The 17024-nt window shown below is 35.2% G+C and carries 15 protein-coding genes and 1 pseudogene; 13 read left to right on the plus strand and 3 right to left on the minus strand.

From position 1 onward, the window contains the following. Positions 1 to 98: 98 nt before the first annotated feature. Complete coding sequence (der, locus tag LB454_RS05020; RefSeq protein ID WP_224463527.1) at positions 99 to 1403, minus strand: ribosome biogenesis GTPase Der; 1305 nt, start codon at positions 1401 to 1403, stop codon at positions 99 to 101. A 438-nt stretch (positions 1404 to 1841) separates the two neighbouring features. Here der and LB454_RS05025 point away from each other — a divergent pair, with 438 nt between their 5' ends. Beyond that, complete coding sequence (locus tag LB454_RS05025; RefSeq protein ID WP_224463528.1) at positions 1842 to 2351, plus strand: hypothetical protein; 510 nt, start codon at positions 1842 to 1844, stop codon at positions 2349 to 2351. Here the strand turns inward: LB454_RS05025 and era are convergent. Then, positions 2348 to 3262, minus strand: a complete 915-nt coding sequence (gene era, locus LB454_RS05030; protein ID WP_224463529.1) for a GTPase Era — start codon at positions 3260 to 3262, stop codon at positions 2348 to 2350. The two genes, LB454_RS05025 and era, sit on opposite strands and share 4 nt — an antisense overlap. A 78-nt stretch (positions 3263 to 3340) precedes the next feature. Here era and LB454_RS05035 point away from each other — a divergent pair, with 78 nt between their 5' ends. The 5 genes from LB454_RS05035 to LB454_RS05055 all read left to right on the plus strand — a co-directional run bounded on the left by LB454_RS05035 (position 3341) and on the right by LB454_RS05055 (position 8578). Continuing rightward, entirely contained in the window at positions 3341 to 3877 is a 537-nt protein-coding gene (locus LB454_RS05035) for a hypothetical protein (RefSeq protein WP_224463530.1), read from the plus strand. 15 nt (positions 3878 to 3892) lie between these two features. After that, positions 3893 to 5149, plus strand: a complete 1257-nt coding sequence (locus LB454_RS05040) for a PAS domain-containing sensor histidine kinase (protein WP_224463531.1) — start codon at positions 3893 to 3895, stop codon at positions 5147 to 5149. After that, positions 5142 to 6179 carry a response regulator gene (locus LB454_RS05045; RefSeq protein WP_224463532.1) on the plus strand — a complete coding sequence of 346 codons (1038 nt, stop codon included), beginning with the start codon at positions 5142 to 5144 and terminating at the stop codon, positions 6177 to 6179. The genes LB454_RS05040 and LB454_RS05045 overlap by 8 nt, the downstream gene beginning before the upstream one ends. Before the next feature lie 97 nt (positions 6180 to 6276). Continuing rightward, entirely contained in the window at positions 6277 to 7065 is a 789-nt protein-coding gene (locus LB454_RS05050) for a universal stress protein (RefSeq protein WP_224463533.1), read from the plus strand. A gap of 55 nt (positions 7066 to 7120) precedes the next feature. After that, complete coding sequence (locus LB454_RS05055; RefSeq protein WP_224463534.1) at positions 7121 to 8578, plus strand: hypothetical protein; 1458 nt, start codon at positions 7121 to 7123, stop codon at positions 8576 to 8578. Positions 8579 to 8581: 3 nt separating this feature from the next. Here LB454_RS05055 and LB454_RS05060 read toward each other — a convergent pair whose 3' ends face one another. Next, entirely contained in the window at positions 8582 to 9418 is an 837-nt protein-coding gene (locus LB454_RS05060; protein ID WP_224463535.1) for a universal stress protein, read from the minus strand. A gap of 139 nt (positions 9419 to 9557) precedes the next feature. On the opposite strand from LB454_RS05060, the gene rimP reads away from it, so the two are divergent. The 7 genes and pseudogenes from rimP to LB454_RS05095 form a co-directional block, all read left to right on the plus strand. Further along, positions 9558 to 10031: a ribosome assembly cofactor RimP gene (gene rimP / locus LB454_RS05065; protein WP_224463536.1), complete on the plus strand. Its 474-nt coding sequence runs from the start codon at positions 9558 to 9560 to the stop codon at positions 10029 to 10031. Between the two features lie 7 nt (positions 10032 to 10038). Next, positions 10039 to 11274: a transcription termination factor NusA gene (gene nusA / locus LB454_RS05070; protein ID WP_224463537.1), complete on the plus strand. Its 1236-nt coding sequence runs from the start codon at positions 10039 to 10041 to the stop codon at positions 11272 to 11274. 55 nt (positions 11275 to 11329) lie between these two features. Next, a complete protein-coding gene (gene infB / locus LB454_RS05075; RefSeq protein ID WP_224463538.1) occupies positions 11330 to 14119 on the plus strand; it encodes a translation initiation factor IF-2 in 2790 nt (929 codons plus the stop codon). Positions 14120 to 14416: 297 nt separating this feature from the next. Beyond that, positions 14417 to 14608, plus strand: coding sequence for a tyrosine-type recombinase/integrase (locus tag LB454_RS14200; protein ID WP_407692582.1), 192 nt, complete (start codon positions 14417 to 14419; stop codon positions 14606 to 14608). Positions 14609 to 14753: 145 nt separating this feature from the next. Continuing rightward, entirely contained in the window at positions 14754 to 15875 is a 1122-nt protein-coding gene (locus LB454_RS05085; RefSeq protein WP_224463539.1) for an alpha/beta hydrolase-fold protein, read from the plus strand. Next, positions 15856 to 16122 carry a transposase gene (locus tag LB454_RS05090; protein WP_224463540.1) on the plus strand — a complete coding sequence of 89 codons (267 nt, stop codon included), beginning with the start codon at positions 15856 to 15858 and terminating at the stop codon, positions 16120 to 16122. Before LB454_RS05085 ends, LB454_RS05090 begins: the two co-directional genes overlap by 20 nt. A 47-nt stretch (positions 16123 to 16169) precedes the next feature. Further along, positions 16170 to 17000, plus strand: a pseudogene (locus LB454_RS05095) (IS3 family transposase); the annotation flags it as partial. Between the last annotated feature and the right edge of the window lie 24 nt (positions 17001 to 17024).

Raw genomic sequence — 17024 nt, forward strand, 5'->3', positions numbered from 1 at the left:
GTAAATTGGTGAAAATACCCTACTAAGACTCAAGTAATGTCTCAACGTTTAATTTAGTTATAAAAAACTAAATTATTTATAAAATGAAGTGAATACCTTTACTTTTTCCTCATATAAATAGAGATAGGAACCCCTTTGAAGTCAAATTCCTGTCTCAATTTGTTTTCCAGAAAACGCTTATAAGGTTCCTTCACGTATTGAGGAAGATTACAGAAAAAAGCAAACTGAGGTTGTGGTGTGGGTAACTGCGTGATGAATTTAATCTTCACATACTTGCCTTTCAAAGCAGGTGGAGGATTTTCAGCAATCACAGGCAGCATGACGTCATTAAGCTCTCTGGTTTTAATTTTTTTACTTCGGTTTTGATAAACCTCAACTGCCGTTTCAATGGCTTTAAAAATTCTCTGTTTATTTAGAACTGAGATAAATACAATCGGCACGTCCACAAAAGGAGAAATTTCTTGACGGATTTTAGCTTCAAAATCCTTCATAGTATTGGTTTCTTTTTCAACCAAATCCCATTTATTGACCAAAATCACGACGCCTTTTCTATTCTTTTCTGCCAGCCAAAATATACTTTGATCCTGACCTTCAAAACCTCGAGAAGCATCCAAAACTATCAAACAAACGTCAGCATTTTCTATAGCTCTCACGCTTCGCATCACCGAGTAAAACTCAAGATCTTCTTTTACTTTTGCCTTTCTACGAATTCCCGCAGTGTCCACAAGTTTAAAATCAAAACCAAATCTATTGTAACGTGTATCAATAGAATCTCTTGTCGTTCCTGCAATATCGGTGACGATATAACGATCTTCACCTAACAGCGCGTTTATAAATGAAGACTTCCCCGCATTTGGCCGTCCTACAATGGCAAATTTTGGTAAATCTTCATCAACTTCCACCTCACGTTCTGGAAGTTTCTCTACAATTGCATCTAGCAATTCCCCGGTTCCACCACCACTTGTTGCGGAAATTGTATAATATTCTCCAAGTCCTAAGTTGTAAAACTCAAGCGCATCGGTTCTATTTTTATTGGAATCAACTTTGTTTACACAAAGTACCACCGGTTTATTCACTCGGCGAAGCAATTTGGCCACATCCTCATCCATAGGTGTAATCCCTGTGATGACATCTACAACAAATACAATTACATCCGCTTCATCGATAGCCAGTTCAACCTGTTTGTCGATTTCTTTTTCAAACACATCATCACTCCCTATTACATAACCCCCAGTATCGATAAGTGTAAACTCACGCCCATTCCAGTCAGACTTCCCGTAGTGCCTATCACGCGTCACACCACTCACAGAATCCACAATAGCTTCTCTGCGTTTTATCATTCTATTAAAGAGGGTGGATTTTCCTACGTTTGGTCGGCCAACAACGGCTACAATGCTATTCATTTCTGTAATTTAAATAATTTGCAAAGGTACATTAAATAACGATGCAAGAATATAAGTATTTTCCCCCTTTTTTCTTCTGATTTTGTGCACGTTGACTTAATCGTAAAAGATATCCAGCTTTATCATCTAGATAACGTGATGCAGCATCCTGGGTTATACGACAAAACTGAAGTCGGCGTGGAGTTTGAGTTCTATTCTACTTCCTCGATCATCATAAGCGACTCCAACGCTTTGAAAATCCTAAACCTGTGAGGTTTTTGAAACCTCACAGGTTTCTCAAAACAGTAAGGTCTTTTTTACACTCTAAGGCTTAGTTAAAAATTGAAAGTCAATCAAATAGCACTCAGAATTTACAAATGTCAATAATATTACACAACTTTTGAAGGCGTATAAATTCAATTTGAAAATTTTGTTTACTTTTTGACTTTTAAACTAGTTATGGCTCAATTAATAAAAATTGAAGAATTAAATGATCAACTTCAGCTCAAACCAAGCTTTAAGGTTGAAGTTGAAAACAAAGAAATTATCGATCAATTCTTCGAGCATAAAAAAGAGAAAACTTTTGAAAATATTGAGGTTAAACATCTAGACGAGCACGTTTGGTTATCTACTCCCGAAGCTGAAAGACATTACTATTCACCTCGTTTACACATAGAGGTAGAACAAAAAGAAAATCTATGTATTTTACATTGTACTTTTGGTCCGGACCCTAATCTATGGACGATGTTTATGTTCGTTCATTTTTTTCTCGGACTGTCTTTTACTGGTTTACTAGTATGGTTTTACACCAACATTACCTTAGACAATTCCAATAGTATCGTCTATATTTTGATGTCTTTAATTGCTTTAGCCTGGATAGGTCTTTACATATTTGCTCGACAAAACCGGCAAAAAGCAACACCACAATCGAAGCTGCTACTCAAGGCGTTATCAGAAATTATCCGCTAGTTTTGATTGTACCCAAAGCGCTTTAACTGCCGGTCATCATTCCGCCAGTTCTTATTCACCTTTACGTAAGTTTCCAGGTGTATTTTTTTATCAAAAAACTTTTCGAGATCCTTCCTAGCTTCTGTTCCTACACGTTTGATGGCAGAACCTTTATGACCCAGGATAATAGCTTTTTGAGATTCACGCTCCACCATGATAACACTTCTGATGTGAATAATCGAATCTGATTCCTCAAAGCTTTCAGTCTCCACTTCTACACTATAAGGAATTTCTTTTTTATAATGCATCAGGATTTTTTCTCTGATCTTTTCATTGACAAAAAAGCGTTCAGGCTTGTCCGTGAGCTGGTCTTTTGGATAAAACGCTGGAGATTCAGGAAGAAGTTCTAAAATTCGATTAAAAACTTCTCGTACACCAAAATTTTCTAAAGCAGAAATTGCAAAAATTTCAGCATTTGGTAGCTGTTCTTTCCAGTGCTTCTGCTGTTCTAAAAGCAATTCTTCATTACCTTTGTCAATTTTATTTAGCAATAAAAGAACCGGCATCTCCGCATGTTGTAGTTTTTTAAAAAAAGCTTCATCCTGCAAAGCCTTCTCTCCCAGCTCAACCAAATAAAGAAGAACGTCTGCATCCTGGAAGGCAGACTTCACAAAATCCATCATGGAATTCTGCAGTTCATAAGCAGGCTTCAGGATTCCAGGCGTATCGCTAAAGACCATCTGGAAGTCATCGCCACTTACAATACCTAAGATTCTATGTCGTGTTGTTTGAGCTTTATTTGTGATAATAGATAGTTTTTCACCAACAAAGGCATTCATCAAGGTAGATTTTCCTACGTTTGGATTACCTATAATATTAACAAACCCTGCCTTATGTGTTTTAGTTTCGATATGAATTGATTTAAATTTCAACAAAAATACGCAATTCAATCTAACCTATGGTTTCCAAACTTAGGTTGAAGCCTTATATTTGCCTAAAAACCAAAAGCCATGAAAAAATTATTTATTGTTACTATTCTTTTATTCTCTCTAAATATGTTTGCTCAAACTGAGGAATCATCATTCTCATACACCGAGTTTCACGAACCCAAAATCAATTTGGGTTACCTTATCTTAGGGAATTTTGATGTCACTTACGAATACCTCATCAGCGAAGAATCTGGAGTTGGAGTGAACTTGATGATTCCTTTCGATGATTATGTGGAGTGGAACATCAATTACAACCTTACCGGATATTATAGATTTTACTTTGGAGAAAACCATGCTGATGGATTTTTTGGAGAGGTCTTCGCCAATTTGAATGATGTAGAGGACAGAGTTCCCAATGCTGACGGTAGCGGAAGAGTTGATGATGATGTTACTGACCTTGCACTAGGACTGAGTGGTGGCTACAAACTGGTATCTAAAGGAGGAGTTGTTTTAGAAGCTTTCCTTGGTGGCGGAAGAAATTTATTTAACGAATTCAATTCTGAGCGAAATTTTGATTTCGTACTTAGAGCTGGACTCAATGTAGGTTACAGATTTTAATAAAACTAATTTCTCTTGATCCAAACCGATTTTCAAAAAAATTCTGAAATCTTCAGCCTTCTATTTGAAGGAATATCTGAGGGAATTATTGTAGTAGACGACACACAACATGTCGTAGAAGTCAATTCTGCAACAGAAACTATGTTTGGCTATACCAAAGAAGAACTTTTAGGAAAGCATCTGGATATTCTTATCCCTAAAAATTACAGGCCAAACCATCATAAACATGTGGATAAGTTCATAGAAAAATCTGAAAAACGGCAGATGGGCCATGGACGAGATCTCTATGGGCTAAAAAAAAATGGAGACATTTTTCCAGTTGAAGCTGGGCTTAATCCGTTTCAATTTGAAGGCAAACGCTATGTGATGTCATTGATAAGCGACATTACAGAAAGGCAGACTCAAAAACACGAAATTGAAGAATTAAACAAAAATCTGGAACGTAAGATCGAGCAGCGTACAGAAGAATTAAAATTTACCATTCAGGAATTGCAACATCTCAATTCTAAGCTGGAGAGTGAAATTCAAAAAAGAAAACAAGCTGAAGCGAAAACAAAACAAGCGCTTCAAAAAGAAATAGAACTCAATGAACTAAAAACAAAATTCTTATCATTGGTTTCACATGAGTTCAAAACACCATTAAGTGGAATTCTAACCTCGTCTACCCTGGCCAAAAAATACACTCAAACAGAACAGCAAGATAAGCGAGAAAAGCACCTTAATACCATCAAAAATAAAGTACATTACCTCACTGGTATTTTAAATGATTTTCTTTCTATAGAGCGTCTGGAATCTGGAAAAGTCACTTACAAATTTGAAGAATTCAGTTTGATAACCTTAGTCAATGAAGTTATTTACAATGCCAATGTCACATTGAAAGATGGGCAGGAAATCATCTACCCACAAAACCTTGAAGACAAAAGCCTTAAGCAAGACAAACACGTTCTGGAATTGGTTTTATTCAATTTGTTAAGCAACGCTATCAAGTATTCTTCAGAAGATACCACAATTCATTTTGAAGTTGACTGTTCTGGCCCTAATATGATAAAATTCAAAATAAGGGATGAAGGAATGGGAATTCCAAAGAATGATCAAAAGCATATTTTTGAACGTTATTTTAGAGCAGAAAATGCATTAAATAATCAAGGAACAGGCATAGGATTGAACATAGCTAAGGTTCATCTGGAAAATTTGAATGGTTCTATATGTTTTGAGTCTAAAGAAGGTGTCGGTACTACATTTTACATAGAAATACCTAAAGTCCATGAGTAAAAAAATTCTTTTAATCGAAGACGATAAAACCGTAAGAGAAAATACGGCAGAACTGCTTGAATTATCAAATTATGAGGTAGAGACTGCCTCCAACGGAAGGATTGGCATAGAAAAAGCACCTGTTTTTCGACCTGATGTTGTGGTTTGTGACATCATGATGCCAGAAATGGATGGATATGAGGTCCTGGAAAACCTATCTAAAAATGAAGTTTTGAGACACATCCCTTTCATTTTTCTGTCAGCTAAAACAGACCATAAAGATGTAAGAAGGGGCATGAATCTAGGCGCTGATGATTACCTTACCAAACCATTTGAAGAGGAGGAATTGGTAGATGCTATCGAAAGCAGACTAGCTAAAGCAGACATTCTCAGCTCAAATCAGAGTCAGCAATCTTCAAATTCAAGCATACATTCTTTTGAAGCACTAAAAGAGTTTTTCAAAAAGGAAAAGCTAAAAACATATGAAGCCGGTGATTCGATTTTTGAAAGCGGACATATCTCAAATTCAATCTACTTGATTCAAAAAGGAGTTGTAAAAACCTTTAAACTTGATGAAAACGGAAAAGAACTCATTACATCAATTCAAAAAGTAAATGATATTTTTGGCAATTTGAGCTTTACGAAGCCATCTCATGTTTCAGAGTTTGCATCGGCTTTGGAAGACACTTCCGTTTTTGAAATTTCTATAGACAAAGTAAAGCAGTTATTTAATGAACACCCCCAGGTAATGTTTGAATTCATTGACCAGCTAGGTGATCATTTAAGCGAAACCAAATCCCAACTGATGGATATGGCATACAGCTCGGTAAGAAGAAAAACTGCTCAAAGCATTTTACTATTCTCCGAACGTTTGAAAAAAAACAAACTCAGTCAAATCCGAATTTCCAGAGCAGACCTTGCTGCTGTCGCTGGTATTGCTTCAGAAAGCCTCATTCGCACACTTTCTACCTTCAAAAAAGAGGGAATTATTGATGTGGAAGGCCGCAACATAAAAATAAATGACTTTGAAGCTTTGGAGCAAATTGTTTGAATATTAAAAAATGCTATTCAATAAAAGCTAATCTGACTTTTGTCATATTTTGAATTTTATTGACCCTATACATTTGCACTCATAGAATCTTACGTCTATGAATGTAGTATTGCTTTCGGATTTTTCTTCATCATCCACCCACATGTTGGATTACGCAGCTATGCTGTTCAAAAATCAAGAAGCCAGCTTTACTATTCTACACATCAAGTCACCTTGCCACAAAGGCGATTGTGGTGGAAAATGCGATATTATTTTTAGCCAAAAGCTTAAGAGAGACCAGGACCTTCTTAGGCAAAAAGGTTGCGTCAATAGCATTACGACAAAATTTATTGAAGGATCCTTTATAGAAAGTATTCGCTCTGTCATTATTGATGAGCGCATAGATTTAATTATGCTTGGTAATTCGACTAAACAAGTTTTCAACACTGGATTATTTTTTGATAAGAAAACTTTAGAAATTATTACCAAAGTAAAATGTTCTGTAGTCCTGGTGCCGGAACAGGCACATTTGAGTTTACCTCAAACTGCACTTTTGCCAACAGATTTTTCAATTACGTCAGACTACAGTATATTTAATATACTGACCTCCTTATCATTTGTCAACCAGACCCACCTCTCATTGATTCCTACTGGTCTACACAAGACATTGGGACCTAATAAAAGGCATTCTAAAGATTTGATTTCAAAAGTGATTAATTCATTAGAATTTAAAAGCGTGAAAGAGATCCAATCAACTTTGAAAGTCGCCTATATCAATAGGTTTGACCTTGTCATGGTCATGGCAAAAAACCTGAGTATCTTCAAGGAATTATTTAGCACCTCTCCAGAATCCCTGTTACGACCAGAAGTTCCTTTTCTCTTTTTACACGACTCCAGAAAATTGTAAAACAATGACAGGTTAAAGTTATTTTGCGTAATTTCAATTACTCAATCTATCAAAAATGAAGACTTATTTCCGATACGCCATAGTTGTTATTATTTTAATAATCATTGGGTTTATCACCACCAATTATTTTGTCTCCAAAAAAATAAAAAGTTTACTTGCTGAAGAATCAGCTCTCACTTATTCAAACCTCAGTGTAAATGCTTTTGCCGGAAGTATGAGCTTAAGTGATGTCTCTTTTGATGAGGATACCAAACAAATAAAAATTGAAGACATCAACTTAAACGTAGACATCATTCACTACCTTATCAATAAAGAGGTTATTGTTCAAAGCATTGATGCTAGTGGTTTTGATATTAAATTAGTAATCGTAAAAGGCCGAAAAAAAGAAAAGAAAAAGGAAAGTAAAATTGATATTGTAAGCATTAATAGTGTGAATCTCAAAGAGGCTCGAGTCCGTATTGACGAAGAGGATCAAACTATTTTGAAAGTGTCTCGTTTAGATCTGAGTGCTGAAGATATTTCTTGGCCATTGGACGAGGAATTCAAATGGTTAGAAAACGAGTCCATAAAAGTAAAGGCTCAATCTATTAGCTATAATTTAGACAAATTACATGATTTGCGATCTGAGCAGTTCGTATTTGAGGAAAATTCATTAACCCTTAAAGGGTTTTATTTAAAACCAAAATTTACTAAAACCAATTACGTCGATCAAATTCAAAAACAAACAGATTTGATGGATTTAAGTGCCAAAACTTTAAAGGTTTCTGGATTTGGACTCAAAAAGAAAGACAGTTTATTCAATATTTTAGTTCAGAAAATTGAGATCGATTCAACAAGATTTAACATTTACAGAGATAAAACTATAAAGCCTGATAATAGTATCAAACCTTTGTATAGCGAAGCTTTAAGAAATCTAAAATTCCAACTCGCCATCGATTCTTTTATTATTACTGAAATGAACCTTACGTATGAAGAGTTATTGGATAAAGAAAGAGAACCAGGCCAGTTAAAATTTAATGCGATAAGAGGTCAAATAACAAATTTCCATAACGGCTTAAAAGTTGAAAATCCTGATATAGAGGCCAAATTAAGGGCTAAATTTTCCAAGGATTCTGAAATTTACTTCAACTTAAGCTTTGTGCCAGATCACGAAACCTTTTACCTCTCTACGCTTTTACAAGAAGTAGAAGACAAATCTGTGAATAATTTTTTTGCCCCAGCTATGCGGATGGAGTTAGATGGCAAAATCAATAAAATAGAAACTAGCTTTTCTGGAAATGATACACATATGAACGGAGATTTTAAAATTGCGTATAAAAAACTAAAATTGAATGTGCTCAAAAAAGATGGCGGGAAAAACAATTTTGCTAGCTTATTAAGCAATGTGTTTATAAGAAACAGAGATGTTGATGATAGCTATAAATTAAAAGAAGTTGAGAGGGATCAAACAAAATCCTTTTGGAACTATGTATGGACCTTCCACCTGGAAGGACTCAAAAAAGCCTTATTATGATTGTTATATTTTAAAAGTAACTATGGGTTTTTTAATGTGATTGACCAGATCTTCTGCAAGGCTTCCACTCATAAAATGGGAAATCCCTTTTCTCCCGTGAGTTCCAATTCCTATTAAATCAGCGTCCATTTTGGAAGCAAAATTGCGTATACCGCGTTCTACAGTGACGTCATTATAAATATGAAACTGAGAGGGTTGAAAAGAGATAGATTTGGTAAAATCATTAAACATCAAATCCAGCTGAGCAGTTGTCTTAAATTTATGCGGCGTATTAATATAGACAAGTTGCAGGTCAACATCTAGAAGTCTTGAAAAATCCAAGGCAGCTTTAAATGCTTTTCTATTGGATAATGTCAGATTTGAAACAAAAACAAATCTATCTATTTTAAAAATGGGCACTTCTTCTTTAATAACCAGTACGGGTATTTTTGAGAATCGGACGACTTTTTCGGTGTTGGACCCAATAAATATCTCTTGCAAACCATCAGACCCGTTTGAACCCATCACTACAAGATCGCAATCGTATTTTTTAGCAATGGACATGATCCCGTCAAATGCTTCATCAAACTCTACTGTTTCGTGTACGTTGATTCCATCCAGATAGTAACTCATCTTATCGAAAGTCTCAGTAAACTTTTTATGAGCGAGTTTCATAAAAAACATAGATTCCGGAAGATCTCCCCCTACTCCTTCATTTACAGGATCAATGAGTTGCAATGGCAACTCTAGCAAGTGAAGTAAAAAGATTTCACTATCGTATTTTTTAGCGATTTGAGCAGCAACTTTTAGCGCATTATTGGCCTGTTGAGAAAAATCTGTAGGAACAAGAATTCTTTTCATGACATAAGGTTAAGGAGTATACTAAAATACTTTAAATTATAAAAAAACAGCCTCTTTTTTAACTGATAAATTATTATTACATTTGCAAAGTTTTGAATATGAGGGGACAAATTTAGTCCCCTCTTTTTATAAGTATAGAATGGCTTTAGAAAAAGAGCAAATAATGGCCTTAGTGAACCAAGGTCTTCAGGAGGATGAAAGTCTATTTCTAATTGATTTACAAATTTCTGGAGGAAATAACATCAAAGTAATTATTGATGGAGACAGAGATTTATCGATTTCAGATTGTGTAAACATAAGCAGAGCTATTGAACATAATCTGGATCGAGAGATTGAAGATTTTTCACTAGAAGTAGCTTCCTGCGGAGCAACAGAACCACTACTTTACCCGAGACAATATCAAAAAAATGTGGGTAGAAAATTAGCTGTAGAAACCAAGAATCAAACCATTGAAGCAGACCTGATAAGTGTTGAGGATGATAAAATTTACCTCAAATGGACTGCAAAAGAGCCAAAACCAGTAGGAAAAGGCAAACATAAAGTGAATAAAGAAGCAAAAATAGCTTTCGAAGATATTGTGAAAGCTCAAGTTATAATAAATTTTAACAAATAAAGATATTATGGAAAATATCGATTTGATCAACTCGTTTTCTGAATTTAAAGACGATAAATTAATTGATCGAGTAACATTAATGGCTATTCTGGAAGATGTTTTCAGAAATGCTTTGAAGAAGAAATTTGGACAGGATGATAACTTTGATATCATCATCAATCCAGATAAAGGAGATTTAGAAATCTGGAGAAATAGAATTGTAGTAAATGACGGAGAAGTAGAAGATGATAATGCTGAAATTTCTTTAACTGATGCCAGAAAAATTGAACCTGACTTTGAGGTTGGAGAGGATGTATCTGAAGAAGTAAAGCTCTTTCAATTGGGGCGAAGAGCTATTTTAGCTTTGAGACAGAACTTGATTTCTAAGATTCACGAACACGACAGTACAAATACCTTTAAGTATTTTCAAGATTTAATCGGCGAGATTTATACTGCAGAAGTTCATCACGTAAGACACAATGTAGTGATTCTTCTGGACGATGACGGTAACGAGCTTATCATTCCTAAAGAACATCAAATCCCCGCTGATTTCTACAGAAAAGGAGACAGTGTGAGAGGAGTTATTGAGAAGGTAGAATTAAAGGGCAATAAACCTATGATTATTCTATCCAGAACTTCTCCAATGTTTTTGGAAAAATTATTTGAACAAGAAATCCCTGAAGTATTTGATGGTTTGATTACCGTTAAAAATGCTGTGAGAATTCCTGGTGAAAAGGCTAAGGTTGCCGTAGATACCTATGATGACAGGATAGATCCTGTTGGTGCTTGTGTAGGGATGAAAGGTTCCAGAATTCACGGCATCGTGAGAGAATTGGGTAATGAGAACATAGATGTGATCAATTACACCAACAATCCACAGCTGTACATTCAACGCGCCCTAAGTCCGGCAAAGATTGTTAACATCAAATTAGATGAAGAGAAAAAATATGCTGAAGTCACTTTAAAACCAGAAGAAGTGTCTAAAGCTATTGGTCGTGGAGGACACAACATTAGACTTGCAGGACAATTAACAGGTTATAACATTGAAGTCTTCAGAGATGGTATTGAAGAAGAAGATGTAGAATTGACTGAATTTACAGATGAAATCGAAAACTGGGTCATCAAAGAATTTAGTAGAATAGGTTTGGATACTGCCAAAAGTATCTTAGAATTAGATGTAAGCGATCTCGTGAGAAGAACGGATTTGGAAGAAGAAACCGTTATGAACGTGATCAAAATTTTAAAAGAAGAGTTTGAAGAATAGATTATTTAAACTCATCTTTGTAACAATATATAAGAGGTAATATTAGAGGCAATTTATGGCTGAATCAAAACAAACAAGATTAAATAAAGTACTGAGAGAATTTAATATTTCACTAGATCGAGCTGTGGAATATTTAAATACTCAAGGTTACGAGATTGAAGCAAGACCTACTACGAAGATATCTTCTGAAGTTTACGAGGTTTTATCAGACAAATTTGAAACTGATAAAAGCAAAAAAGTAGCTTCTAAAGAAGTGAGTGAAGAACGCAAAAAGGAAAAGGAGGAGTTGCGTCTTGCAAGGGAGCAGGAACTTGAAAAGAAAAAAGAAGAGGAAGCCAGAAGAGAGCGAGAATCAGAAGAAAACAAGAAGAAGGCAGAAGCTGCTGCGAAAGCAAAAGAAAAGGAAGATCAAGAAAAAGCTAAAGCCGAAGAATCTAAAAAAGCTGCTGAGGAAAAAGAAGAAACTATTAGGTCTAAGTCCAAAATTTCTGGCTTAAAGCAAGTAGGAAAAATTGAGCTTGAAGATGCAAACAAAAAGAAATCCGCAAGCAAAAAAGCATCTGAGCAACCTGAAAAGTCTTCAAAACCAGCTACACCTTCTTCAAAAGAAGACCCTAAAAAGGTGGAGGAAAAGCCTCAGGCTAAACAAGCAGAGGAAGAAGAAAAGTCTCCTGAAGATGTCAAACACACGACACAATACACCAAACTATCTGGACCAAACTTTACAGGTGAAAAAATTGATTTAAATCAGTTCAAAAAAACACCAACCAAAAAGGAAAAAGAGAAAGAAAAGGAAAAAGAAGCCGCTTCCAAACGCAGAAAGCGTAAGCGTATTTCCAAAACAAATACTTCACCAGGAACTAATAAACCAAATTTCAAGAAAGGCGGAGCAAAACCTTCTTCAAGGAGAGGTGCCAAAGCAGCTCCAAAAGAAGAACCAACTCCAGAAGAAGTTCAAAAGCAAGTAAGAGAAACGCTAGAGAAACTTCAAGGAAGATCTTCTGGTAAAAAAGGCGCGAAATATAGACGAGACAAAAGAGACCAGCACAAACAGCGTTCTCAGGACGATCTCGATCAACAAGAAAAAGAAAGCAAAGTCCTTAAGGTAACAGAATTTGTAAGTGTCAACGAAATTGCCACTATGATGGATGTGCCTGTGACTAAAATTATATCTGCCTGTATGTCCCTTGGCATGATGGTAACGATGAATCAACGTCTGGATGCAGAAACCTTAAGTGTGGTAGCAGAAGAATTTGGTTTTGATGTTGAGTTTGTGAGTGCTGAAGTAGAGGATACAACACAAATTATTGAAGAAAACCCTGAAGATCTAAGACCAAGAGCTCCTATTGTGACCGTTATGGGACACGTTGACCACGGTAAAACGTCTTTACTGGATTATATTAGAGAAGAAAACGTCATCGCAGGGGAATCTGGTGGAATTACGCAGCACATTGGTGCTTACAGTGTAAAAATTCAAACTGGAGAAACCATTTCATTCCTGGATACACCTGGTCACGAAGCGTTTACCGCGATGAGAGCCAGAGGTGCACAAGTTACTGATATTGCTATTATCGTTATCGCAGCAGATGATGATGTTATGCCTCAAACCAAAGAAGCGATTTCTCATGCTCAAGCAGCAGGAGTTCCTATCGTTTTTGCGATTAACAAAGTAGATTTACCTACAGCAAACGTAGATAGAGTCAAAGAATCTTTAGCCAACATGAACCTTCTTGTTGAAGATTGGGGAGGAAAGGTTCAATCGCAAGAAATATCTGCTAAACAAGGTACTGGTATTCCAGAACTGTTAGAAAAAGTATTGCTTGAAGCTGAATTGTTGGACCTAAAAGCAAATCCTGATAGATTAGCTAAAGGTAGTGTAGTAGAAGCTTACCTTGATAAAGGTAGAGGATATGTTTCTACAATTTTAGTACAAACAGGTACTTTAAAAATTGGGGATTATGTTCTTGCAGGAACTACTAGTGGTAAGATAAAAGCCATGCAAGATGAACGTGGCAACAAAGTAAAAGAAGCAGGTCCTTCTACTCCTGTCTCTATACTTGGACTGGACGGTGCGCCACAGGCTGGTGATACTTTCCAAGTGATGCAAGATGAAAGAGAAGCTAAGGATATTGCTTCCAAACGTAACCAATTACAGAGAGAGCAAAGTGTTAGAACTCAGAAACACATCACTCTGGACGAAATTGGAAGACGTATTGCACTTGGAGACTTTAAAGAATTAAATATTATTTTGAAAGCAGATGTGGATGGTTCTGTAGAAGCATTGACAGACAGTTTACAAAAACTTTCTACGGAAGAAATTCAAGTCAACATTATACACAGAGGTGTTGGAGCAATCACAGAAAGTGATGTTCTTCTGGCCTCTGCTTCAGAAGCAGTTATTATCGGATTTAACGTGAGGCCTGCAGGAAATGCAAGAACCCTTGCAGATAATGAAGAAATAGATATCAGAATGTATTCTATTATCTACGATGCCATTAATGACATTAAAGATGCGATGGAAGGCATGCTTTCACCAGAACTGAAAGAAGAAATCACAGGTACAGCTGAAATCAGAGAAACCTTCAAGATTTCTAAAATTGGAACTATCGCTGGTTGTATGGTCTTAACAGGAAAAATTTACAGAAACTCTGGAATAAGATTAATTCGTGATGGTATTGTAATTCATACTGGCACTCTTACTTCGCTAAAACGTTTTAAAGACGATGTGAAGGAAGTGTCTAAAGGTTACGATTGTGGTATGCAGTTGAAAAACTATAACGACATACAAGAGGGAGATATCTTAGAAGCTTACCAAGAGGTGGAAGTGAAGAAAAAGCTTAAATAATAGGTTTTTTATAAATTCAAACAGAAAGCTCCGTAAATACTACGGAGCTTTTTTAATACTTTATTTTGAAAATATACCTAATAGCAGGTATTGACTTCACTTGAATTTAGGATTATTTTTGTGTCATAGCATAGAAAGATATTATCTATTATGTTACATCCTAAGTTTGAGAAATCAGACACCAAATTAAAGCTGATTATTGCAATCAGCTTTTTTTTATATAAATTCTTTATATGATTTGGAAGCAATACAACCGACATGTGAAGCTATTATAAATCATGGAAACCTAAGGAGTATGTGTTTGAGGGACAGAAAAGAGGAAAATACAGCGGTCAATCTGTAGTTAAAGTGGTAAAGACAGCAGCGTATAAAGCAAATATCAAAATAACAGTAACTCCTCATATGCTTCGGTATAGTTTTGCTACGCATCTCTTAGAGGCTGGAGTTGACATTAGACAAATACAGGGGCTACTAGGACACCAATCCTGAAAAACTACAGAAATTACACTCATGTAGCTACAAATACTTTTAAAACAATAAAAAATCCCTTAGATTAGTGATTGACAAATGGATATATAGATAACAGTATCCTTATCCCTAAGTTGTGTGTGATTGTAAACCAAACTGACAATAAATGAAATTTAAAATAATAACATCTTTATTTCTCATCTTTATTTGGGAAATAACAACTCCCCAATCAATTGCCAGAGTTGAAAATATAAAAATTCAATCTCAAATAATGAATCAAGAAAGAGAAATTTTGGTTTATACGCCGATTGACTATGATTGGAGAACGAACGAATATTTCAATGTAATGTATGTTTTTGACAGCCAAAATCGTGAGCTTTTTGACTATACAACTTCTATAATTTCATTTTTAACTGACAACAGTAATTCATCATTCATAGTTATTGGAGTAACCTCGCCTTACAATGAGAAACTTGACTATGCAAGAAATAATGACTTACTACCTGTTTTGAGCAGTAACGAATCGAAAAATCGATATGGAAAATATTCTGGTAATTTTGATTATTTTTCAGAATTCGTATCTGATGAAGTTAAAAAATATGTAGATAAAAATTATCGAACACTAAATAACAATATCGCAATAGGACATTCTTTAAGTGCTTCTTTTATTATACGCTCAATGTTTAGTAAACCTAATTTGTATAGTAGTTATATTGCTATTTCACCAAACTTTGCTTATGAAGATGAAATGCTAAGGAAAGAAATTATTGATTTTGACTACTCAAAAATTGGTAAATCAACCTTCATATATTTGAGTAACGCTAATGAAGGTGTTGACTATTGGCAAGAATGGAAACCTGCAAGAGAAAAGGTTTATTCATTTTTTAGAGATTCCTTAAAAAAAGATAACTTAACAGTTAAAATTGATAGTTTTCCAAATTACAATCATTGGAATACATTTCCACCGAGTTTGAAAAGTGCTTTAAAACATTACTTTAATACTATTCAGAAAAAACAAGAAAGTGAATTGAGCAAGGAAAAATATGAAGTTACAATAAGACTAAAAGTAAAAAACAAAAACGACAAAGTTTATATAGCAGGCAATCAACAAAACTTGGGAGATTGGAACCCAAACAAAGTAGAAATGAAAAAAACCTCTGATTTAGAAAGAGAAATAGTTTTAAAAATTAAAAGTCCGGCTGTAGGCTTCCCCAAAAATAGGACAGTTAATAATTCGAATTTACTAACTTTAAATTCAAACTGTCACCATGAGAAGCAGCAAATTTAGCGAGAGCCAGATTATAAAGGCTTTAAAAGAGAATCAACAAGGAAGATCCGTAGGTGAAATATCTAGGGAACTGGGTATAGACAAGAGCACATTTTACTACTGGCGTAAGAAGTACGGTGGTATGGAACAGCAAGAGCTTAAGCGTCTAAAAGAGCTTGAAACAGAGAATAACAAGCTTAAACAGATGTATGCTGATGTGAGTTTAGACAATAAAATGCTTAAAGATATCTTGTCAAAAAAGTTCTAAAGCCATCCGACAAGCGAGTTCGTGTCAAATACCTTGTTAAAGAGTTCACCGTACCTATTTTACGTGCCTGTAAGGTTGTAGGGTTAAGTAGGTCAATGTGGTACTATCAGAGCAAGAAAGATGACAGTGAAGTGATTGACAAGCTCACAGAACTTGCAGAATCTTATCCCACTAGAGGTTTTGATGAATATTATCACAAAATCCGTCGTGAAGGCTTAAAGTGGAACAGGAAACGTGTCTTGCGCGTATATCGTGAGATGAAACTCAGTTTAAGACGCAAACATAAAAAACGTTTAATTAAACGTGTAAAACAACCTTTAGAAGCACCTAATGTACTCAATGAGTGTTGGAGCATGGATTTTATGAGTGATGCTCTTACTGACGGAAGAAAGCTCAGAGTATTTAATGTTATAGACGACTGTAATCGCGAAGCCTTAGCTATTCAAGCAGGACTATCCTACCCAGCAAGAGCTGTTGTAGAAACCCTTGAATACTTAAAAGAGGAAATAGGAACACCTAAGTATGTGAGGTGTGATAATGGACCGGAATTTATATCTAAGACTTTTATGAACTGGTGTAAAAAGAACTTTATAGAAATCAAGTATACACAACCTGGAAAGCCTATGCAAAATGGATATATAGAACGCTTTAATCGTTTCTTTAGAGAAGATATACTAGATGCCTATTACTTCAATGATACCTATCAATTACAAAAGGTAAGTGATAACTGGAGGGAAGACTATAATTTTAACCATCCACATAAATCTTTGGGAAATAAATCCCCTAAAGAATATATGCCCAGATTTGATGAAGAATTTAAATTCTTCATCAAATCTGACTTAAATAATAATTATTTATCGAACTTTAAGGTGTCCTAAAAAGGGGAAGCCTACAATAGTGCT

It is taken from the genome of Psychroflexus montanilacus, from assembly GCF_020164535.1.
In the GTDB taxonomy this organism is placed as follows: Bacteria; Bacteroidota; Bacteroidia; order Flavobacteriales; family Flavobacteriaceae; genus Psychroflexus; species Psychroflexus montanilacus.